This is a genomic window from Novosphingobium sp. (assembly GCF_039595395.1).
GTDB lineage: Bacteria > Pseudomonadota > Alphaproteobacteria > Sphingomonadales > Sphingomonadaceae > Novosphingobium.
In genome coordinates this window covers 173,815-195,610 of record NZ_JBCNLP010000006.1, presented here as the reverse complement: position 1 = coordinate 195,610, position 21,796 = coordinate 173,815, and the positions used below count along the sequence as shown (strand labels likewise).

The following is a 21,796-nucleotide window of genomic DNA, read 5'->3' as shown; positions in this document are numbered from 1 at the left end:
TCACAGCCCGACCAGCCCCGGCAGGCCGCCGATATCGGGAATTTCATGGACCTGATAATAGGGATTGAGCGGCTCATGCCCGCGATTGACGAAAGCTTTCATGGTGATGCCCATGTCGAAGGCCGTCATCAGATCGTAGCGGAAGCTGGATGAGCAATGCAGCACATCCTGCGGCCCGCAACCCAGCGTGTCGAACATGAATTCGAAGGCCTTCATGCGCGGCTTGTAGGCCTGCGCTTCCTGCGCGGTGCAGACGGTGTGGAACGGCGCTTCCAGCTTTTCGACGCTGTGGGGGATCAGATCGACCATCGAATTCGACAGGATCACCAGCGGGATCTCGCCCGCAATGCGCTTGAGCGGCGCAACGACATCGGGGTGGGGCTTCCACGTCGGCACCGCCGCATAGAGCGCCTCGCCATCGCTGTCGCGATAGTCGATCCCCGATTTCCTGCACGAGCGCTGGAGCGCTTCGGCCACGACCTGCGCATAGGGGCGCCAGGCGCCCAGCACCGCATCGAGGCGATAGGCCGAAAAGTCGCGGCAGAAGGCTTCGAGCGCCTCACCGGCCAGACGGTCCGCGTAGACCTGCCGGGCCACCGGGGCCATCTCGAAGTTGATGAGCGTTCCGTAGCAGTCGAACGTGATGAATTTGGGCTTCAGATAAGCCATGGGGTGCCCCCTTCCATATGTGCCGCGCCCTGACCGTGAAACCGTTCAGGGCATGCCCGGTCAGTTCACCGGCGGGCGAATGAGCTTGCGATAGAAACCGCTGGTCTTGAGCGTCAGCGTCACGGGCGTCTCGCCCTGATTGCGCCAGTACCAGCCGTGAATGCCGTTGAAGGGCGCCATCAGGCTGCCCTGCGCCGCGCTCAGGCCTTTTTCCTTCCAGTAGGTGGTGGCTTCGCTGGCGGTCATCGACGTCTCGCCATGCATGTCCATCTTCACCGGACCACTCGCGGTCCAGGAAAAGACGAACTGGTCGCCCGTCTGCATCTCGGCCTTGATCTCGGCACCGGCATGCGGGGCGATGGTCAGCGTCATCTGATCCTCGCGATAGGGCGTGGCGCGGATGATGCTGTCGCGGGTCTGCGGGCCGACCTTGACCGGCGCGGCGGCGGCCTGCGTCGAGGCCACAGTGGCGGCGGGCTCGGCATCTTCCATCGCGCCGCTCAGCGCGGTCAGACCGAGCTTGTGGCCGACCCCGGTGGGGTCGATGTTGTATTCGGCGGGCAGCACGAAAAGCGTGAGGATCGCCGCCCCCGCCACCACCGCCGCTGCTGTCGCGCGCAGGATGGTGCTGCCTTCGGCCTGATAGGGGATGGTCGGGTTGAGAAGGGTCTGGGAGGTCACGAGCCGCTCTCCATGGCAAATCCGGTGAGTTGGAAACCGACCAGCACCAGGCCGGCGGTCATCAGCAGGGTGTTGGCGATCACGACATTGCGCTCGAAGCTGCGCGTGCGGCGCCACAGGGTCATCAGGATCAGGATGATGCTCAAAGCGATGAACTGGCCCATTTCCACCCCGACGTTGAAGCTGACCAGATTGGCAAACAGTCCCTCGCGCGAGAGCGACAGGGTCTGCAATTTGGTGGCCAGGCCAAAACCGTGGAAGAAGCCGAAGATCAGCACCGCCGCCTTGGGGTTGGGCTCAAAGCCCAGAATCTTGCGAAAGGCCCCCAGATTGTCGAGCGCCTTATAGACCACCGAGAAACCGATGATCGCGTCGACAATGAAGGAATCTGCGCGAATATTGGCCAGCACGCCCAGCAGCAGCGTGGTGCTGTGGCCGACCGCAAACAGCGTCACATATTTGCCGACATCCTTCAGGCGATAGAGAAAGAAAATCACCCCGAAAAGAAACAGCAGATGGTCATAACCGGTCACCATATGCTTGGCGCCCAGGTAGATGTAGGGGATGATGTTGATCCCCGGATGGGTCTGGATATAGGCCTTGTCGCCCGACGACACGCCATGGGCCAGAGCCGGATGCGCCATCAGCGCCGACAGGCCGAACGCGATTGAGCCGACGGCACAGGCCGCCCTTGCCGGGAATCTCATCCCGCCTCTCCCCTTTGGAAACGCCGGCCCGGTATCCCCTTGAGGAACACCGGACGCGCATGCCTCACTTGATGATGAAGGTGCCGCCCAGATGCGCCTGGCTGGTCTTGTTGATCACCATGACGGCAACCTTCGCGCCCGGCGCCAGCTTGAGCGCGGGGCCATCGAAGCGATTGCCCGCCGCCGGCTTGAGCGGCACATTCTGCGTCTTGCCACCGGTGTTGGTGGTCAGGCTGGCGGTCATGCCCGAGGCCGCGACCGGCTCATCGTCATCGATGACATAGAGCTGGACACCAGCAGGCTTGGCCACCAGTTCGAACAGCGTTTCGCCGCTGGTGGTCACGATGCCGCCATGCTGGGGCTTGGTGAAACCATGGGCCAGCACCGGCGACGCCACCGACAACGAAAGGGCAAGCGCGGCGCAAGCCGCAAGACGATTGGTCATGAAACGACTCCGGTGTTGGGCCTGATTATTCGGGCCTGATTATTCGGGCTTGTGAGCGAGGGTGAAGGTCAGCGTCGCCGAATTCTCGATCCGGTCGTACTTCTTAGGATTGTCGGTCGGACTGACGAAGACCGCCTCCAGCACGTTGAGGCCCTGATTGCGCACCACCATCGTCACCTTGCCCTCGGCATCGGTGGTGACGGGCGTCTGATCGGGGTCGTTGACCAGATCGTTGATGACCGTGGCGCCGACCGCGGGCTTGCCCTTGTAAAGCACCTGATAGGTCATCTTGCTGCCGAGCAGCGCGGGAATGGCGCCGACCGGCACGATCTGCAGCACCTGATCGGGCAAGGCCGGGATCGGCTTGTCGAGCGGGCCCATGATGGCGACCGAATATTTGTAGTTCTTTTCCGAAAGGGTCGAGGTCGGCGCCTCGTCACGGCCCTTGGGCTCGAACTCGCCGTTCACGCGCGACCAGATGCCGTTGAAGAACACCACGGAAAGCAGGGTGGGCTGCTGCTCGCTGTCCACCAACACGATCGGCCCGGCGATGCGCGGCGTGGCCTTGATCGGCTGATAATTGGCATCATAGCCGCCCATCTTCTCGATGAAGGAGAAACGCTTGACGGAATCGAGGTCATCGGCCCCCACGCCATAGATCAGCGCGGTCTGGCGCGCGCGCTGGGCGAACCACACGGCATGGGCATCGGCGGGCACATTGGCGAAGCTGGCGAAAAGGCTCGCTGCGATAACGAGTTTGGACCTGCGCATGGCGTTGGTGACTCCCGGTTTGAAACTGGATCTGACCCGGAAAGACTAGTCCGGATAGACGAAAGGATTCCGCCTTTTTGATGGCGCTCAGGAGCACATCGCCGCTTTAGACGGGACATCCACAGCATGATCTACCAGACCTTGAAGGGATGCCATGCCTGCCTGCCATTCAAGGGGGGCATGCCGGAGAAAGCACTCACCGGCATATCCTGCCGACAGCATCCGAGCCTCGGTCACGCCGGTACCGCGCCCTGTGCGATGCCAAGCGTCGCCTGCAAGCCATCAAAGCCGCGATGGCAGGCGATCGTCTGTCCGGCACCGACATGGACCGCAGGATCGAGCACATCGCAGAGCCCCGGATGCGAAACCGCGCAGCGCTGAAAGAAGCGGCATCCCGCCGCATGGCCGGCGCCCGGCGTCGATCCGCATGAAAAGGCGCTGTTCGCGGCCTCCAGCCAACCGGGCCGCAATTCGGGCACCGAGGCCATCAGCAGCCTGGTATAGGGATGATGCAAGGGCCCTTCGAGCGCCTCATGCGAGGCCAGCTCCACCGGGACGCCGCCGTAAAGCACCATCACCTCATCGGCGATGGCCCGAACGATGCCGATGTCATGGGTGATGAACATATAGGCCAGCCCCAGCTCGCGGCGCAGATCGATCAACAGATCGAGCACCGCCTCGGCAACCACCGGGTCGAGCGCGGAGGTGACCTCGTCGCACAGCAGCAGATCGGGCCGGGCGGCCAGCGCGCGGGCCAGATTGACCCGCTGTTTCTGCCCGCCCGACAATTCTCCGGGCAAGCGACCCGCCAGCGCGGCAGGCAGCCTGACCAGATCCAGTAAGCGGGCGACCTCGGCCTTTCGGTCCGCCCCTCGCAGAGCATGGAAGAAGGTCAGCGGGCGGCCGATCGCCTCCCCCACCGATACTGCGGGGTTGAGTGCTGTATCGGCATTCTGGAACACAAGCTGGACCCGGCGCAACTGCTCCTTGTCGCGATGCCGGATCTCGCCCTCAAGCGTATAGCCGTCGAGATTGACCCGCCCCGATGCCGGGGCATGCAACCCTGCCACCACGCGCGCCAGAGTGCTTTTGCCGCTGCCCGATTCGCCGATCACACCCAGCACCTTGCCGCGCTCAATGGCAAAGCTGACCCCGTCGAGGATGCGCACCTGCGGATTGCCCTGCGCATCCACCCCGCCATAGCCGGCGACAACATCGCGCATCTGGATCAACGGCGGATCGCCGGCATCACGCGGCAGATCGGGCATGGGGGCCGCCGGAACGCGGGCCGCCGCCGCCGCGACCAGCGCGCGCGTATAATCCTGCCGGGGATGGAACAGGATCTCCTCAACCCGGCCCTGTTCCTGCACCATGCCGTCGCGCAGCACGCAGATCCGGTCCGCGATCTGCGCCACCACGGCCAGATCGTGGCTGACATAGACCGCCGTCGTCCCCAGCTCCCTGACCACCGCCTTGAAGGCCTTGAGCACCTCGATCTGGGTGGTCACGTCAAGCGCGGTGGTGGGCTCATCGAAGATCACCAGCGCCGGATCGGTGATCAGAGCCATCGCCGCCATCAACCGCTGCAACTGCCCGCCCGATACCTGATGCGGATAGCGGTCGCCCACCGTATCCGGGCGCGGCAGCGCCAGCGCGCGGAACAGGCCGCGCGCCTTGTCCTCTGCCGCCTCGCGCGTCATCAGCCCATGGACCAGCGCCGGTTCGATCACCTGCCGCATGATCGGCAGCATGGGATTGAAAGCCGCCGCCGCGCTCTGCGCGACATAGGACACCACCCGGCCGCGCAGGCCCTGCAACCGCGCCTCCGGCAAGCTGTCGAGCCGGTGCCCCGCCACCTCGACCGTTCCGCCCGAGATGCGGCACGCCCCGCGCGTATAGCCCAGCATGGAGAGCGCGATGGTGGTCTTGCCCGAGCCCGATTCCCCGATCAGCGCCAGCACCTCGCCGGGCTGAACCTCCAGCGAGATATCGCGGACGATGATCTTGTCCTGCCCCTGCGCGTCGCGCACCGAAATCTCCAGCCCGGTCAATCTGACCAGCGGATCGCCTGACAGGCTCATCGGCGTCCTCCCGCGCGGCGCCCGCCCGAAACGGCGTCGATCACCATGTTCATACCGATGGTCAGCGAGGCGATGGCGAAGGTCGGCACCAGCACGGCGGCCGCGCCGAAGCCCAGCCCGGCGATGTTTTCGCGCACCAGAGCCCCCAGATCGGCATTGGGCGGCTGCACCCCCAGCCCCAGAAAACTCAAGCCGCTGAGCAGCAGGGTGACAAAGACAAAGCGCAGCCCGAAATCGGCGGCCAGCGGCCCCACAAGATTGGGCAGGATCTCGCGCAGCACGATATAGGGCAGCGTCTCGCCCCGCGCCCGCGCGACGGTGACGAAATCAAGCACGGCAATGTTGCGGGCCAGCGCGCGCGACGTGCGGAAGGCGCCCGGCGAATAGACCGTGGCCAGCGTCCCCACCAGAACCGGAATGGAAGCCCCCAGCGATCCGATGACGACCAGCCCGAACATCAGCGACGGCACGGCGCTGAGCGTGTCGAACAGCTTGCTCAGGATCGTGTCGATCCAGCCGCTGCTCGCTGCCAGCAGGCCGCAGAACACACCGGTGGTGGCCGCAAGCAGCGTCGCCAGCAAAGCGATCGACACGGTAAAACGCGACGCGATCAGCATCCGGCTCAGAACATCGCGGCCCAGATAGTCGCTGCCCAGCGGCAAGGCGCTGCTGGCCGGGCTGAACACGTCGAGATCGACGACCTGACCCGGCGCATGGGGCGCCACCATCGGCCCGACAAGGGCAACGATCAGCCAGAAGATGATCGTCGCTCCCCCGAGCAGCAGCGAGACATTCATCCGCCGACGCCGGATTTTGGGGGCCTGCGCCCCATAGGGCACCCCGGATTTTGGCACTGTGTTCATCGATGGCGCAGCCTGGGATTGCAAAGGATGGCAACGATATCCGCGCTGGTCACCAGCATCAGATAGGCGGCGGAGAAAATCATGGCGACGGTCTGGATCAGGGGCAGGTCGCGGGTGCTGACGGCGTCCACCATCAGTCGGGCCACGCCGGGATAGTTGAAGATTACCTCGATCACGATCACCCCGCCCAGCAGCACCGACAGGCTGAGCGCGACGGCATTGACGATCGGCCCGATCGCATTGGGCAGTGCGTGCCCCAGCACCAGACGGCGGGGCGGCACGCCTTTCAGCCTTGCCGCCTCGACATAGCTGCTGTCGAGCGCGTCGCAGACGGCGGCGCGGGTCATGCGGATCATCTGCGCCATCACGACGCAGGCGAGACAAATCACCGGCATGGTGAACACACGCACCACATCATGCAGCGAGGAAAAGTCGCGGGACGAGGACAGCGCGGGCAGCCAATGCAACCGCACCGCGAAGATCAGCACCATCAGCGTGGCGATGACGAATTCCGGCACCGACACCACGCCGATGGTGGCCATGCTGATCACCCGGTCCAGCAGCGATCCGCGCCGGACAGCCGCCAGAATGCCCAGAAACAGCGCCAGGGGCACCGACACCGCGGCGGTCAACCCCGCCAGTTGCAGCGAGGCCAGAAGGCGCGGCGCCAGCAGCGTGGAGACCGGCAGCTTCGTGATCAGCGAAACCCCCAGATCCCCCCGGAGCAAGCCCCCCAGCCAGCCCAGATAACGCTGCCATGAGGGCTGATCGAGATGCATCGCCGCGCGCAGCCCCGCCAAAGCCTCGGGCGTGGCATTCTGCCCCAGCATCGCCTCTGCCGCGTCGCCGCCCATCAGCAGGGACATGGCAAAGACGACAAGCGACAGCAGAAACAGCGTCAGCAGCGCGCCGCCGACCCGTTTCGCGATCATGCCCATGATCCAGCGATCAGCCATTCACGGCACAATCGTCTGTCTGGAATCTGCCTGGATTCGCATGCCCCGCACGCCTGTTCTCCCTTGAAAAAACCGGACGGTATGGCGAAGAATCGGCCGCTTATGTCTGTCTGGCCGACTCTGCCCCGGCAGCATGATACGCCAAAGTTCCGGCATGATATTCCGGATCACGCCGCGTATCCGACGGATTGAACTGGAAGCCGCCCCATGCGCGGCAGCGAATGCTTGCCATTCGCCTGTAAAGCAAAGCCAAGAGATCGCGATGCGACAGCATCAACGCACAGGAGTATTCGATGGCGACAATGCCGGACCGCAGGCTGAAGCTTCGTCCGATGACCGCAACGGACGTGGCCTCGGTCCATGCCCTGTCGGTGGGTGAGCAATGGCCGCACCGCAAGCAGGATATTGCGAGCGCCCTGGCGCTGGGCGCGGGAACCGTCGCGGAAATGGGCGGCCAGATCATCGGTTCCGCGATGTGGTGGCTGCACGGGCAGGATTGCGCGACGCTTGGCATGTTCATCGTCGCCAAGCCATTTCGGAACGGCGGGATCGGGCGGATCGTGATGGACAATGTGCTCGACCAGATCGGCCAGCGCAGCGTCCTGCTCAATGCCAATCATGGCGGCCTCCCGATGTTCCGCAAATTCGGTTTCAACGGCATATCGGAAATCCTTCAGCATCAGGGTACGTCTTTCAGCGTACCCCTCCTGCCGCTGGGCGAGGGTGAGCGCATCCGGCCGATGGGCGAACGGGACCGGGACAAGGTCACCGCTCTGGCGCAGGAAGCCACGGGACTCGAGCGCCCCTCGATCATGGCGGCGGTGCTCGACAAGGGGCATGGCGTCGTGCTCGATTCGGATGGCGAGGTGACCGGCTTCGCGCTCTTCCGCCGTTTCGGGCGGGGTTACGTCGTCGGCCCGGTGGTCGCGCCGGACAAGGACCGCGCCAAGGGCCTGATCGCGCAATGGCTGGGGTCGCGCAGCGGCGAATTCATGCGCCTCGACATTCCGGGCGAATGCGGGCTGAGCGACTGGCTGGAGGAATTGGGCCTTGTCCGGGTCCATCGCTTCGTCACCATGGTGCGCGGCGACGAACCCACGCCATCGCGTCCGGGCCGGTCCTTCGGGATCATCAGCCAGGCGCTGTTCTGATGGAGGACATCATGGATCTTCGCGACGCATCGCTGTTCGTTCAGGCCTGCCTGATCGACGGGCACTGGCGCTCCTCCGCCGGAGGGGAGGCGCTGGATGTCATCAATCCGGCCACCGGCCTGACGATCGGCACCGTGCCCTCCTGCGGGGCGGATGAAACGCGGGAAGCCATCCTCGCCGCGCAGAACGCCCTGCCCGCCTGGAAAGCACGCACCGCCGATGAGCGGGCCACCCTGCTGGAAACATGGCATGAGCTGATCCTGGCCAGCAAGCAGGATCTGGCGCGGATCATGACCGCCGAACAGGGCAAGCCGCTGGCCGAGGCGGAAGGCGAGATCGGTTACGCCGCCTCCTTCGTCAAATGGTTTGCCGCCGAGGGGCGCCGCATCTCCGGCCATGATATCCCCGCACCGACCCCTGACCGCCGCATTCTGGCGCTGAAGGAGCCGGTCGGTGTCTGCGCGATCATCACGCCATGGAATTTCCCGGCGGCGATGATCACGCGCAAGATCGCCCCGGCTCTGGCGGCGGGCTGCACGGTGGTCATCAAGCCCTCGGAGCTGACGCCCTTCACCGCGCTGGCGCTGGGCCTTCTTGCCCAGCGGGCGGGCATTCCGGCGGGGGTGGTCAACATCGTCACCGGCCTGCCCGAGGGCATCGGCGGCGCGCTGACCGCCAGCCCCGTGGTGCGCAAACTCTCCTTCACCGGCTCGACGCGGGTCGGCTCGCTGCTGATGCGGGAGTCGGCGGGAACGCTCAAGCGGCTCAGTCTGGAGCTGGGCGGCAATGCGCCTTTCATCGTCTTCGACGATGCCGATCTGGACGCCGCGGTCGCCGGCGCCATGGCCAGCAAGTTCCGCAATGCCGGCCAGACCTGCGTCTGCGCCAACCGCATTCTGGTGCAGGCGGGCATCCATGACCGCTTCGTCGCGCGGCTGGGCGAGGCGGTGAGCGCGCTGAAAGTAGGAGACGGACGCGACAGCACGACCACCATCGGCCCGCTGATCAACCCTGCGGCAGCCAACAAGGTCCATGCCCATCTGGAGGATGCCCTGGCCCTTGGCGGCCGGATCGCGGCCCAATCCCCCGCCCCCGGCCTGCCGACCTTCGCGCGGCCCGTTCTGCTGACCGGCGCCACCACCGAGATGCGGCTCGCCAGTGAGGAGACCTTCGGGCCCCTCGCCCCGGTGTTCCGCTTCGAGCGGGAGGAAGAGGCGGTGGCCATGGCCAATGCCACGCCTTTCGGCCTCGCCAGCTATTTCTACACCAATGATCTGCACCGCGCCTGGCGTGTGGGCGAGGCTCTGGAGTTCGGCATGGTCGGCCTAAACACCGGTGCCATCGCCATGGAAATGGCGCCCTTCGGCGGCATCAAGGCCTCCGGGCTGGGGCGTGAAGGCGGGCGTGAGGGGATCGAGGAATATCTGGAAACCAAGGCCTTCCATTGGGCCGGCCTGAAAGGATTCGGGGCATGAGCAAGACCTATCGCATCGCCGTGCTGGCCGGCGACGGCATCGGCAAGGAGGTGATGCCCGAGGGCGTGCGCGCGCTTGAAGCCGCAGCAGCCGCCCATGGCATCACCATCGAGCAGCAATGGCACGACTTCGCCTCCTGCGATTATTACGCGCAGCATGGCACCATGATGCCCGAAGACTGGAAGGCGCGGATCGGCGATGTCGACGCCATCTTCTTCGGCGCGGTCGGCTGGCCCGAGACGGTGCCCGATCACGTCTCGCTGTGGGGCTCGCTGATCCAGTTCCGGCGTGAATATGATCTCTATGTCAATCTGCGCCCCGCGCGGCTGATGCCCGGCGTGCCCTGCCCGCTGGCGGGCCGCAAGCCGGGCGACATCGATATGATGATCGTGCGCGAGAACACCGAGGGCGAATATTCGGCCATCGGCGGCATCTCCTTCCCCGGCACCGAGCGCGAGATCGTGCTGCAGGAAACGGTGATGACCCGCCATGGCACCGACCGCATCCTGCGCTATGCCTTCGATCTGGCGCAGGCGCGGCCCCGCAGGCATCTGACCTCGGCCACCAAGTCGAACGGCATCGCCATCACCATGCCGTGGTGGGACGGGCGCGTGGAGGAAATGGCCAAGGCCTACCCCGATGTCCGCACCGACAAATACCATATCGACATCCTGACCGCCCAATTCGTGATGAACCCCGACCGGTTCGATGTGGTGGTGGCCTCCAACCTCTTCGGCGACATCCTGTCCGATCTGGGCCCGGCCTGCACCGGCACCATCGGCATCGCGCCTTGCGGCAACATCAACCCGGATCGCTCGATCCCCTCGGTGTTCGAGCCGGTGCATGGATCAGCGCCCGACATTGCGGGCATGGGCATCGCCAATCCGGTCGGCCAGATCTGGTCGGCGGCCATGATGCTGGAACATCTGGGAGAATTGGAGGCCTCGGCCTCGATCCTGCGCGCCATCGAGACGGTGCTGGCCACGCCCGCAGGGCGCACGCGCGATCTGGCGGGCGGCGCATCGACGCTGGAATGCGGCAAGGCCATCGTCAGCAACATCGGCTGAGTCGTCGGCCCGGCCATGGGCAGCATAAAATGCCGGAGCGCGGCGAAGTTCGGCACGCCGCGCTCCGCTCTGGCCGGGAATTCAGGGCATCTCGCTTTGCCAAGGGGATAGACTGGGCAGGACGACACCACCCGAGAGGTCCCATGCTTGCCAACTCCCTGATCGAAAGCGACCGTCGCCACCTGATCCACCCCGTTTCGGCCTATCGCGCCCATGAAAGGCGCGGCGCGACCGTGCTGTCATCGGCCAGGGGCATGTATCTGACCGATGCGGAAGGGCGCGAGTTGCTCGATGCCTTCGCCGGCCTGTGGTGCGTCAATGTCGGTTATGGCCAGGAAAGCATCGTGGCCGCCGCCAGCGAGCAGATGCGCCGGCTGCCCTATGCCACCGGCTATTTCTCCTTCGCCAGCGAACCCGCGATCCGCCTGGCCGAGAGGCTGGCTGACCTGTCGCCTCCGGGGCTGGACAGGGTCTATTTCACGCTGGGCGGTTCGGATGCCGTCGATTCCGCGATCCGCTTTATTGTCCATTATTTCAATGCCACGGACCGCCCGGCCAAGAAGCATATGATCGCGCTCGACAAGGGTTATCACGGTTCGTCGAGCAATGGCGCGGGGCTGACCGGCCTGCCTGCCTTCCACCGGCAGTTCGATGTGCCGCATCGCTGGCAGCATCATATTCCGGCCCCCTATCCTTATCGCAGCCCGGTGGGCGAAGACCCGCAGGCGGTGATCGACCTGTCGGTCGCCCAATTGAAAGCCAAGGTCGAGGAACTGGGCGCGGAGAATGTCGCGGCCTTTTTTGCCGAGCCGGTTCAGGGATCGGCGGGCGTCATCGTACCGCCCAAAGGCTGGCTCAAGGCCATCCGCGAAACCTGCCGCGAGCTGGACATTCTGTTCGTCGCCGATGAGGTCATCACCGGCTTTGGCCGCACCGGTCCGATGTTCGCCTGCGAGAGCGAGGGGGTAACGCCCGATCTTATGACCCTCGCCAAGGGGCTGACAGCAGGTTATGCTCCGATGGGGGCGGTGCTGATGAGCGAACAAATCTATGCCGGAATGGCCGATGGGCCTGACAACCATCTGCCCATCGGCCATGGGCAGACCTATTCGGGGCACCCGGTCAGCGCGGCCGTGGGGCTCGCAGTCATGGATCTTTATCTGCAGGGCGGGATTCTGGCCAACGGGCAGGTGCGCGCCGTGCAACTGGAGCAGGGTCTGGCGGCGCTGGCCGATCATCCGCTGGTGGGCAACATTCGCACGGCAGGCATGCTGGCAGGGATCGAGCTGGTGGCCGACAAGGTGGCAAAAACCCCATTTACATCAGCACTTAACATCTCCGACAGACTGTCCCGCGCGGCTTATGAGCGGCGCCTGATCTTCCGGGCTTTCGGCGATGGCACCATCGGCCTGGCCCCAGCGCTCAGTTGTGACGAAGACGATATGGACACCTTGTTGCAGCGTCTGCGCGCGACGCTGGACGATGTGCTGGATCATGCTGAAGTCCGGGCGGCCATCGCCTGACAGGAGTTCAGCCAATAAGAGCGGGAGAAGCACAACGCGATGAGCCTTAATCCAAAACTTGATCGACTGGATTTCAGGATCCTCGCGCAGCTCCAGCGTAACGGCCGCATGTCGAACGTTGATCTCGCCGATGCGGTCGGCCTGTCGCCCAGCCCGTGCCTTGCGCGGGTCAAGCGGCTGGAAAAGGCCGGCTTCATCATCGGTTACAGAGCCCAGCTCGCGCTGGCCAAGCTGGGCTCCACCCTGACGGTCTTCACGCAGGTGACGCTCAAAGACCACCGCATCCGCGATTTCACCAAGTTCGAGCAGCGGGCCGCCAATGTCAGCGAGATCGTCGAATGCCATCTGGTCAGCGGCGGTTACGACTATCTCGTCAAATTCATCACGCGCGACGTCTCGCATTATCAGGCCGTGATCGAGGAAATCCTTGAAGGGGATTTCGGCATCGAAAAATATTTCAGCTTCATTGTGATCAAATCGCCGGTCATCAAGTGCCACGATCCCATCGAAACGCTGTTTGAAGAGCAGATGCAATGATCGATCTGAACGGGATCGCGGCCCTTGTGCCGGATCTGACCGCCTTGCGCCGCGACATTCACGCCCACCCCGAACTCGGCTTTTGCGAGCATCGCACCGCCGGCATCGTCGCCGATGCGCTGCGCACGCTCGGGCTTGAGGTGACCACCGGGCTTGGCGGGACGGGCGTGGTGGGTGTCCTGCGAAGGGGCACGTCCAACCGCATGATCGGTCTGCGCGCCGATATGGACGCCCTGCCCTTTGACGAACAAACCGGGCTGCCCCATGCCAGTACCCATGCGGGCGCATTCCATGGTTGCGGGCATGACGGCCACACCGCCATGCTGCTGGGGGCCGCGCGCCATCTGGCGGCACAGGGCGGCTTTTCCGGTGCGGTCGCCTTCATCTTCCAGCCCGCCGAGGAAGGACAGGGCGGCGCGCGCGAAATGATCCGCGACGGCCTGTTCGATCTGTTCCCGTGCGAGCAGGTCTTTGCCATCCACAACTGGCCCGACCTGCCCGCAGGCGCCATCCGCACCCGCCCCGGCCCGATCATGGCCTCGGCCGACAAGTTCCAGATCACCATCGAGGGACGCGGCGGCCATGCCGCGCTGCCTCATGACACGCCCGACGCCTTGCTGGCGGCGGCCGATCTGGTCCAGCAGCTCAACACGATCGTCTCGCGCCGCGTCCCGGCCACGCAGGCCGCCGTGCTGTCGGTGACGAAGATCGCGGGCGGTCATGCCCATAATGTGATCCCCGCAAGCTGCGAGATCATGGGCACCGTCAGAACCTTCGATCCCGAGATCCAGGACCGTATCGAGGCCTCGATCCACGCCATGGCGCAGGGCGTTGCCGCCTCCACCGAGACGGTCATCCGCGTCGACTATGATCGCTATTATCCCGCCACGATCAACGATGCCGATGCCGCCCGCGATGTGCTCGAGGCCGCCCGTCTGGTGTCCGACGATGTGGCCGAAGCGCCTGTGCCCGCCTTCACCTCGGAGGACTTCTCCTTCATGCTTCAGCAGCGCCCCGGCGCCTATATCTGGCTGGGCCAGAAAGCCCCCGATCACAATCAGCCGCTGCACCATCCGCGCTATGATTTTAATGATAGTGTCATCGTTCAGGGTGTAGCGCTGTTGACTGCGCTTGTTGTGTCGCGGCTGCCCGAATCCTGATCGCGCGCCTCAAAGGGCCCGGCAGCATTTCCTGCGTAAACCACCCGCTCATTCAGCGATAATGCGGTCTGCCGGGCCTCACATTGCAATCTAATTCTATAAGCTGCGCTCATACTCGGTCGTGCCAACACCGGTTGCAGAAGATGCGATCAAAGGCGCCCGCCGAGAGGGCATCGCGCCTCCCCACCATCGCATCTTCGCGAAACCAGAAGGAAGGCATCATCGATTGCTCGTCCGGGGGTTACCATGCGCACATCCAGATCCACGCTTCGAATTCAGCTTTTCTGCGCCACGGCCGCCATCGCAGCCGCATCGATCCCCGCCTGCGCCCAGGCCGCGGATGAACCGGCCACAGAGTCCAGGGACGATACCACAAGCATCACCGTCACCGGGATGCGCCAGCCCTATCTGGGCACCACGCCCCTCAAGCAACTGCCGCAAGTCGTCCAGACGATGGATGCGAAAATCCTGCAGGACGCCGGGCTGACCACCCTGTCGGGCGCGCTTGATTTCGTGGCGGGCGTGGCACGCCAGAACAATTTCGGCGGCCTGTTCGACAGCTATGCCATTCGCGGCTTTGCCGGCGACGAAAGCCAGTCGAGCAATTATCTGCTCAACGGCTTCAGCGCCTCACGCGGGTATGGCGGCGCGCGCGATGCCTCCAACATCGAACGGATCGAGGTGATCAAGGGACCGACCTCGGCCCTCTTCGGTCGCGGCGATCCGGGCGGCGCGGTGAACATCATCACCAAGAAGCCGTATTTCACCAATGGCGGAGAACTTCAGCTTTCGGGCGGCAGCTACAACAACCGCCGCGTGCAGGGTGACGTCAATGTCGCGCTCACCTCGAAATTCGCGGCACGGATCACCGGGGCTTACGATGAAGGCGACAGCTATCGCCAATATATGCATCACAAGACCTATACGATCTCGCCATCATTCCTGTGGCAGCTCAACGATGCCACCAAGCTGTCCTACGATTTCGAATGGGTCCATCAGCAGGTGCCCTTCGATCGCGGCATCGTGGCGGTCAACGGCAATCTCTACGCCATTCCCCGCACGCGCTTTCTGGGCGAGCCGGGCGATGGCCCCATCACCACCGAGAGCTTCAGCCATCAGCTCCAGATGCAGCACAGCTTCAGCAAGAACTGGACGGTGCTGCTGGGCGCCTCCTATCGCACCTCCTCCTTCAGCGGCTATGCCACCGAGGCGGAGAACACCACCAGCCGTCAGCGTTTTTACACCGACAGCACCAATCTGTCGCGCCAGCGCCGCTATCGCGATTACAACACCACCGACCTGACCTTCCGCGGCGAAGTCGACGGCAAGGCCGAGACCTTCGGCCTGACGCATAATCTGCAGATCGGTGCGGACTGGAACTACTTCACGCTCGACACGATCCAGACCCGCTTCCGTCCGCCCGCGGTGGCCGCGCAGACGACGCTGGCCGCCGGCAATGCGATCAACATCTACAATCCGGTCTATGGCAATCTGCCGACGACCGGTGCCTTCATCAACAGCATCGAGAAGGATGAGGAAGGCGGCGCCTATCTTCAGGACATGATCGATGTCACCGACTGGCTGAAGCTGCGCGCCGGCGGCCGCTACGACCATTTCGACCAGATCGTCCTCAACCGCCTGACCACCGCCTGGTCACGCCAGACCCGCGATGCCTTCAGCCCGCAGCTCGGCCTGAGCATTCTGCCCACCCAGTCGCTCACGCTCTATGGCAGCTTCGGCAAGGGCTTCCGGCCCAACATCGGCACCGATGCCAACAACAACGCCTTCCTGCCGGAAAAAACCACGGCCTGGGAGGTTGGCGGCAAACTCTCGGCCTTCCACAATGCGCTGCTGGCCTCGCTGGCGCTCTACACCATGACCAAGACCAATGTGCTGACCGCCGATCCGGTCAATGCGGGCTTCTCGATCGCGGCGGGCAAGGCGCGCAGCCGGGGTGTCGAGGCCTCGGTCAGCGGCAAGCTGCCCTATGGTTTCCGGGTGGACCTCAACTATGCCTATACCGACGCGATCATCGATCAGGACGCGATCGATCCCAACTTCGGCTATTCGCTCCACAAGGGCGATCAGTTGATCAACGTGCCCAAGAACAGCGCCAGCGCGCTGCTGTTCAAGGATTTCACGCTGGCGGGCAAGAAGGCGGATATCGGCGCCGGGATCAATTACGTTGGCCAGCGTGTGGGCGAAACGGGCTATCGCAACGCCAGCGGCGCGATGTTCATGCTCCCCAGCTACACGCTGACCCGCGTCTCGGCCTCGCTCTCGCTGACCGAGAAGTTGAAGCTGTCGGGTGAAGTCACCAATCTTTTCAACGTCTCCTATTTCCCCAGTTCCTACTCGCGGATCTGGCTGATGCCCGGTGCGCCGCGCCAGTTCATGGTGCATCTGGCCTATAAGATGTAAGCGGGGATGCGGCGCCGCACGGGTCTTGCCCGGCGGCGGCGCATCCCGCAGACATGCGACCGATCACCCCACGCCCGAACCGTCCCATGATGGTTCGGGCGCTGTTTCTGTCCCTTGCAACGGTGGCGCTGACCATGACTCCTCCCGTCTTTCTTCACGTGGGCTCGCCCGAGCGTGGGCGCATCTGGGCCGAAAGGCTGCCGCAGATGATCCCCGGCCTGGAGGTGCGCCAATGGCCCGATGTCGGCGATCCCGGCGAGATCGGCTATGTCGGCGCCTGGACGCTGCCCGAAGGGCTGCTCGATGGCCTGCCCAATCTGCGTTTTCTGCTGTCGGTTGGGGCTGGCGTCGATCAGCTCGACCTGAGCGTGGTGCCCGATGGCCTGCCCGTGCTGCGCATGATCGATCCGGCGCTGGCCGAGGGCATGACCGAATATGTCGCGGCAGGCGTCCTGTCGCTGCACCGCGACCTCCACCACTACCGCGCCGCAGCGGCCAGAGGCGAATGGACTCACCGCCCGCAGGTGCGCGCGGCTGACAGGCGCGTCGGCGTGCTGGGCATGGGGCGCCTGGGGCAATCCGCGCTGACCGCGCTGGCGCCTTTCGGCTTCCGCCTCTCGGGCTGGGCCCGCTCGCGCCATGCCATGCCGGGCGTGGACTGCTTTGCGGGGCAGGAGGAACTGGCCGCCTTCCTGAGCGATCTCGACATTCTGGTCTGCCTGCTGCCGCTGACGCCCGAAACGCGCGGCATCCTCAAGGCCGATCTGTTCGGGGCCCTGCCGCGCGGCGCCGCGATCATCAATGCCGGGCGCGGCGCGCATCTGGTGGAAGGCGATCTGCTGGCGGCGCTGGAAGAAGGCCAGATCGGCGCGGCCATCCTCGACGTCTTTGAGAACGAGCCGCTGCCCGCCGATCATCCCTTCTGGCGCCATCCCGCCATCGAGGTCACGCCGCATATCGCCAGCGCCACCCTCCCCGCCTCCAGCGCGATGGTGGTTGCCGAGGCGATCCGCGCGGATCTGGCAGGCACGCCCTTGCCGGGGCTGGTCGATCCCAAGACCCAATACTGACCACAGGATACTGGCCGAGCGCGCCGGGCGGGGCGATCATCCCCGCCCGGCGCTCACCTCAGAACCAGCTCTTAATGCCCAGCACGAAGACACGGGCCAAGGGGCTTTCCCCATCGGCGCGGCGGTAGTCGGCCGTGCGCCCGCCCGCCCATGTCCATGAAACGCCCAGATAGGGCGCGAACTTGCGGCTGAACTCATAGCGCAGGCGGAAGCCCAGCTCAGCGGTGGTCAGCCCCGCGCCCAGCCGCTGCTGCGGCATATCCTGCGCTGAAAGGTTGAACTCCACGCGCGGCTGCAGAACGATGCGTCGCGTCACCCGTTCATCCACCGAGGCCTCGATCCGCCCGGTCCACTGCCCCTTGTCGGAGAGATAGGCCGCCGCCAGCATCTCGAAGCGATAGGGCGCCAGCCCCTCGAGCGCCAGCATCGCATGGGTGCGCACCGGCCCGGTGCCCAGATCCTGACGCACACCCGCCTGCAGGTTCCACCAGGGGCTGATCGCGCGGGAATAGGCGGCTTCCACCTCGGCATCCTCCAGACGGCCACCGACCGGGCCTTCGCCGCGGCTGCGGACCCACAGGCGGTTGGTGTCACCCAGCCAGCCCTCGCCCTCCCAGCGCCAGGAGTCGCCATTCTTGCCGAACTGATATTCGGCGATGTCCATCTTCACCGCGCCATAAAGCGGGGCCGGACGCTCGGTCATCATCGCGTGATGCGCCTGCGCCATCGCCTGCGGGTCCCAATAGCGGCTGCCCGCCAGATCATGCGCGACGGGCGGCGGCTCGGCGCTGCCCGGGGACTGGTCGGTGCCCTTGGGCTCGTCGCTCGCCCCCTCCGTAGCCGGAGCGGCAGGCGCTGCCGGCTGATCCGCCGCCTGTTGCGCGGGTGGAGCCGGGGCATGGTGATGCTGATGGCCGCCCATATCCATCCCCGGCATCGTGTCCTGCGCATGGGACATGGCCGGCAGGGCCAGAGCCAGCGCGGCCAGCGCGGCCAGCGCGACGGCGCAGCGATGAGTCATGATCCTGCCCCCCATCACGCCGGACGCACCTGGACGACACGCATCATGCCCATCGCCATATGCAGGAAGAGGTGGCAGTGAAACGCCCAGTCGCCGGGCTCGGCGGTGACATCGAAGCTGGCCTTGCCGCCGGGCTGCACCGTCACCGTATGCTTGCGCGGCGAATGGTCGCCATGGCCGGTGACCAGCTCAAAGATATGGCCATGCAGATGGATGGGATGCGCCATCATCGTGTCATTGACCAGCGTGAAACGCACCCGCTCGCCCTTGCGCATGGGGATGGGTTCGTGGGCCTGGCTCATGGTCTTGCCGTCCATCGACCACATATAGCGCTCCATGGCGCCGGTCAGATGGACCTCGATCTCGCGTTCGGGCGCGCGCAGGTCCGGGTTGGGATGCAGCGCCACCAGATCGCGATAGGTCAGCACCTTGTGGCCGACATCGCCCATGCCGATGCCGGGGTCGCCCATACGGTCCTCGGGCATGGCGCTGATCATGTCGACGCCCGGCCCCATCTTCACCTGCGGCGCCAGCGAGCCATCGCGCATCTTCATGGACATGCCTTTCATCGCCCCGCCCGACATATCCATGCCCATATCCTTCATGGTCAGCAGCGGCCTTGCGCGTCGCGGCGGCACCGGCGCCGCCATCCCCGCGGCAGGGGCGAGCGTGGCGCGTGCCATGCCGGAGCGGTCCATCGTCTCGGCGGCAATCGTGTAGGCGCGGTTCTGCGGGGTAACGATCACGTCATAGGTTTCACCGGCGCCAAACTGGAATTCCTCCACGGTGACGGGTTGCACATCCTGCCCGTCGGCGGCCACCACCTGCATCGCCAGCCCCGGAATGCGGACGTTGAAGAAGGTCATCGAGGCGGCGTTGATGAAACGCAGCCGCACCGTCTCGCCGGGGGTGAACAGGCCGGTCCAGTTCTCGTCCGGGCCATGGCCGTTGGCCAGATAATGCATCACCGATGCCGTGACATCGGCGATGTCGGTGGGCGACATGCGCATCTTCGCCCACATCAGCCGCTGATCCATCGACAGCTCATGCCCGGCCATCAGGCCCGACAGCGTCTGGGGCTGGCGGTTGTAGTAATCGGCCTCGACCTTCAGATTGCGCGCGATGCGGGCCGGGTTCACAAAGCTGTGGTCGGAGAGCAGCACCACATGCTCGCGCATGGAAGGCAAAGGCGCCGGCAGCGCCTCGGCGGGTTCGATGACGATGGGGGCATAGCAGCCCATCATCTCCTGCAGGCCCGAATGGCTGTGATACCAATAGGTGCCGTGCTGAACGATGGGGAACTCATAGGTAAAGCTGGAGCGCGGCGGAATGCCGGGGAAGGACACCCCCGGCACGCCATCCATCTGGAAGGGCAGCACCAGCCCGTGCCAGTGCAGCGAGCTTGGCTCATCCAGCTCGTTGATGACGGTCAGGCGCAGCATCTGGCCTTCCTTCAGCCGCAGCATCGGGCCGGGCACGGTGCCGTTGATAGTGATCGCCTTGGCGGGCTTGCCGCCGATGGTCACATGCCCCTTGCCGATGCGCAGGGTGATCGCCTCGCCCGACAGCACTTCGGACGAGGGCAAGGCAGCCCCGCCTTGCGAGAGGGTCTTGGCCCAGCCGGGCGTGGCCTGCCCGGCCAGCGCGACGCCGCCAAGCTGACCGACGGCCCCCAGCAGGGCGCGTCGGTCGATGATCCAGGATGACATGATGTTTCTGTCCCGAAAGATGGTCTGCCTGTTGATACGCGGCCCGGCCATCAACCCCTCAAAAGGACCGCCAATTTTTCTCGGGCGCGGTACAGGCGGGTTTCGACCGCCTTTTCGCTGATGCCCAGCAGGCTGGCAACCTCGCTCTGGCTCATGCCCTCCAGCGTGCGCAGCACCAGCACCTCTTTCAGCCGGTCGGGCAGGCGGGCCATCGCCGCCATCGCCCGGCGCAGCTCCTGCGCATCGGCAAGCTGCGTGTCGGCAGCGACCTGCGGCGCGGCGATCTGCGTGGCCTCGTCGAGCGGGCGGGCGAAGCTGAAGAAATCGCGCACCTTGCGGCGGCGGCCCCAGTCATGGCACTTGTTGAGCGCGATGCGCGCCAGCCAATGGGCAAAGGGCCGCGCGCGATCGTAACGGGCCAGCGCGGCAAAGGCGCTGACGAAACTCTGCTGCGTGATGTCCAATGCGGCATCGTCATCGCCGCAATGGTTGCGGGCAATGCGGAAGACCAGCGCGCGATGGCGGTCGAGCAGCAGGCGATAGGCCGCCTGCCGCCCGGCCATGGCCAACACGGCAAGATCCCCATCGCTGAGCCCGGCCAGATCAGCCAAGAACCGCCTCCCGCCTGCCTGTCCCTGCCGTCATTTGGCCGGACCGGTCAGGGCCTTCACGATCGCCGCGTCGAAGCGGCTCGCCTGATCGGGGCGCAGCACGCTGCGCATGGCAAAGACATGCTCCAGCGTGGCTTTCTGCAGCTCCCCCATGGCATGGTGCGATTTGTCCACGGCGGTGGCGACGCGCGGGCCATAGCCATGCTCGGCCTCGATGGCGGCGGCCAGATCGACATTGGCGGCGCGCAATTGCGCCTCCAGCGCGGCCTTGCGCAACGCGAAATCCTTTTCCAGCGCCTCGACCCGCGCCGACTGGGCGGCATCGAGGTTGAGCTGTTCATGCAGCAACTGATGCATCTGGCTTTCCACCGGGCGCGGCGGGGCGATCACCATATGCCCGAGGCAGACCCCGCCGACCGCCGCCACGAAAGCCAGCGCCGCCGCCAGGATCAGCGAGGAGCGCCGGTTCACGGCTCCTCTCCCAACAGGGTGGAGGGCATCAACTCACGCGGCACCCCGATCGGCGTAGCACTGCCCGCCAGCGCCGCCGGAGCCGGCCACGCTGTGGCCAGAACGCCGCCCAGCATGGCCAGCCCGGTCAGCACACCCAGCGCCCCGCGCGACAGGGCGGGCCGCTGCTCGGCCTCAAGCCCGGCAAAGACCGAGGCATCGATCGCGGCAAGGCGGGGGTCGAGCGGCCTGTCGCCAAGGCCGGCAAGCAGGTGGTCAAGGTCGGTCATGCGCGAAAATCCTCTGGTGCACGCCTCTCCATACGCAGCATCGCGCGGCATCCCTCACGATTTTTGCCCGAAGCAAAAATTTTCGAGGGGGCCGCGCCGCCGCTGCGTATCCCCGGAACAACCAAACGGGAGTTTCCT

The 21,796-nt window shown here is 65.2% G+C and carries 21 protein-coding genes; 8 read left to right on the top strand and 13 right to left on the bottom strand.

Features of this window, described 5'->3' with window-relative positions:
* The 8 genes from ABDW49_RS21125 to ABDW49_RS21090 all read right to left on the bottom strand — a co-directional run bounded on the left by ABDW49_RS21125 (position 1) and on the right by ABDW49_RS21090 (position 7,149).
* Entirely contained in the window at positions 1–669 is a 669-nt protein-coding gene (locus ABDW49_RS21125) for a haloacid dehalogenase type II (RefSeq protein ID WP_343614981.1), read from the bottom strand.
* A gap of 60 nt (positions 670–729) precedes the next feature.
* Positions 730–1,350 carry a hypothetical protein gene (locus tag ABDW49_RS21120; protein ID WP_343614980.1) on the bottom strand — a complete coding sequence of 207 codons (621 nt, stop codon included), beginning with the start codon at positions 1,348–1,350 and terminating at the stop codon, positions 730–732.
* Positions 1,347–1,994, bottom strand: a complete 648-nt coding sequence (locus tag ABDW49_RS21115) for a HupE/UreJ family protein (RefSeq protein WP_245654063.1) — start codon at positions 1,992–1,994, stop codon at positions 1,347–1,349. Before ABDW49_RS21115 ends, ABDW49_RS21120 begins: the two co-directional genes overlap by 4 nt.
* 127 nt (positions 1,995–2,121) lie before the next feature.
* On the bottom strand, positions 2,122–2,502 hold the full coding sequence (locus tag ABDW49_RS21110) for a hypothetical protein (protein WP_343614978.1): 381 nt from the start codon (positions 2,500–2,502) through the stop codon (positions 2,122–2,124).
* A gap of 39 nt (positions 2,503–2,541) precedes the next feature.
* Entirely contained in the window at positions 2,542–3,273 is a 732-nt protein-coding gene (locus ABDW49_RS21105; RefSeq protein ID WP_068091140.1) for a DUF4198 domain-containing protein, read from the bottom strand.
* A 233-nt stretch (positions 3,274–3,506) separates the two neighbouring features.
* The gene (locus ABDW49_RS21100) at positions 3,507–5,354 is read right to left on the bottom strand and encodes an ABC transporter ATP-binding protein (protein WP_343614974.1); all 1,848 of its coding nucleotides are present in this window, start codon (positions 5,352–5,354) and stop codon (positions 3,507–3,509) included.
* Positions 5,351–6,217: an ABC transporter permease gene (locus ABDW49_RS21095; RefSeq protein WP_343614972.1), complete on the bottom strand. Its 867-nt coding sequence runs from the start codon at positions 6,215–6,217 to the stop codon at positions 5,351–5,353. Before ABDW49_RS21095 ends, ABDW49_RS21100 begins: the two co-directional genes overlap by 4 nt.
* Positions 6,214–7,149, bottom strand: a complete 936-nt coding sequence (locus tag ABDW49_RS21090) for an ABC transporter permease (RefSeq protein WP_245654062.1) — start codon at positions 7,147–7,149, stop codon at positions 6,214–6,216. Before ABDW49_RS21090 ends, ABDW49_RS21095 begins: the two co-directional genes overlap by 4 nt.
* A 356-nt stretch (positions 7,150–7,505) precedes the next feature.
* On the opposite strand from ABDW49_RS21090, the gene ABDW49_RS21085 reads away from it, so the two are divergent.
* The 8 genes from ABDW49_RS21085 to ABDW49_RS21050 all read left to right on the top strand — a co-directional run bounded on the left by ABDW49_RS21085 (position 7,506) and on the right by ABDW49_RS21050 (position 17,577).
* Entirely contained in the window at positions 7,506–8,324 is an 819-nt protein-coding gene (locus ABDW49_RS21085) for a GNAT family N-acetyltransferase (RefSeq protein ID WP_343614967.1), read from the top strand.
* An 11-nt stretch (positions 8,325–8,335) separates the two neighbouring features.
* Positions 8,336–9,799 (top strand): NAD-dependent succinate-semialdehyde dehydrogenase, encoded by a 1,464-nt coding sequence (locus ABDW49_RS21080; RefSeq protein WP_343614965.1) that lies wholly within the window; start codon positions 8,336–8,338, stop codon positions 9,797–9,799.
* The gene (locus ABDW49_RS21075; protein WP_343614964.1) at positions 9,796–10,866 is read left to right on the top strand and encodes a tartrate dehydrogenase; all 1,071 of its coding nucleotides are present in this window, start codon (positions 9,796–9,798) and stop codon (positions 10,864–10,866) included. Before ABDW49_RS21080 ends, ABDW49_RS21075 begins: the two co-directional genes overlap by 4 nt.
* Positions 10,867–11,009: 143 nt before the next feature.
* The gene (locus ABDW49_RS21070; protein WP_343614962.1) at positions 11,010–12,389 is read left to right on the top strand and encodes an aminotransferase class III-fold pyridoxal phosphate-dependent enzyme; all 1,380 of its coding nucleotides are present in this window, start codon (positions 11,010–11,012) and stop codon (positions 12,387–12,389) included.
* A 39-nt stretch (positions 12,390–12,428) separates the two neighbouring features.
* Positions 12,429–12,926 (top strand): Lrp/AsnC family transcriptional regulator, encoded by a 498-nt coding sequence (locus ABDW49_RS21065; RefSeq protein WP_068091128.1) that lies wholly within the window; start codon positions 12,429–12,431, stop codon positions 12,924–12,926.
* Complete coding sequence (locus ABDW49_RS21060; protein ID WP_343614958.1) at positions 12,923–14,086, top strand: M20 aminoacylase family protein; 1,164 nt, start codon at positions 12,923–12,925, stop codon at positions 14,084–14,086. The genes ABDW49_RS21065 and ABDW49_RS21060 overlap by 4 nt, the downstream gene beginning before the upstream one ends.
* 246 nt (positions 14,087–14,332) lie before the next feature.
* Positions 14,333–16,507 (top strand): TonB-dependent receptor, encoded by a 2,175-nt coding sequence (locus tag ABDW49_RS21055; protein ID WP_343614956.1) that lies wholly within the window; start codon positions 14,333–14,335, stop codon positions 16,505–16,507.
* 134 nt (positions 16,508–16,641) lie between these two features.
* Positions 16,642–17,577: a glyoxylate/hydroxypyruvate reductase A gene (locus tag ABDW49_RS21050; protein ID WP_343614954.1), complete on the top strand. Its 936-nt coding sequence runs from the start codon at positions 16,642–16,644 to the stop codon at positions 17,575–17,577.
* Positions 17,578–17,635: 58 nt separating this feature from the next.
* Here ABDW49_RS21050 and ABDW49_RS21045 read toward each other — a convergent pair whose 3' ends face one another.
* The 5 genes from ABDW49_RS21045 to ABDW49_RS21025 form a co-directional block, all read right to left on the bottom strand.
* Positions 17,636–18,598 carry a copper resistance protein B gene (locus ABDW49_RS21045; RefSeq protein WP_343614952.1) on the bottom strand — a complete coding sequence of 321 codons (963 nt, stop codon included), beginning with the start codon at positions 18,596–18,598 and terminating at the stop codon, positions 17,636–17,638.
* A 14-nt stretch (positions 18,599–18,612) separates the two neighbouring features.
* Positions 18,613–20,307 (bottom strand): copper resistance system multicopper oxidase, encoded by a 1,695-nt coding sequence (locus tag ABDW49_RS21040; protein WP_343614951.1) that lies wholly within the window; start codon positions 20,305–20,307, stop codon positions 18,613–18,615.
* A gap of 50 nt (positions 20,308–20,357) precedes the next feature.
* Positions 20,358–20,870 carry a sigma-70 family RNA polymerase sigma factor gene (locus ABDW49_RS21035; RefSeq protein ID WP_343617339.1) on the bottom strand — a complete coding sequence of 171 codons (513 nt, stop codon included), beginning with the start codon at positions 20,868–20,870 and terminating at the stop codon, positions 20,358–20,360.
* A 78-nt stretch (positions 20,871–20,948) separates the two neighbouring features.
* The gene (locus ABDW49_RS21030; RefSeq protein ID WP_343614950.1) at positions 20,949–21,389 is read right to left on the bottom strand and encodes a periplasmic heavy metal sensor; all 441 of its coding nucleotides are present in this window, start codon (positions 21,387–21,389) and stop codon (positions 20,949–20,951) included.
* Positions 21,386–21,658, bottom strand: a complete 273-nt coding sequence (locus tag ABDW49_RS21025) for a hypothetical protein (RefSeq protein WP_343614948.1) — start codon at positions 21,656–21,658, stop codon at positions 21,386–21,388. The genes ABDW49_RS21030 and ABDW49_RS21025 overlap by 4 nt, the downstream gene beginning before the upstream one ends.
* Positions 21,659–21,796 lie beyond the last annotated feature (138 nt).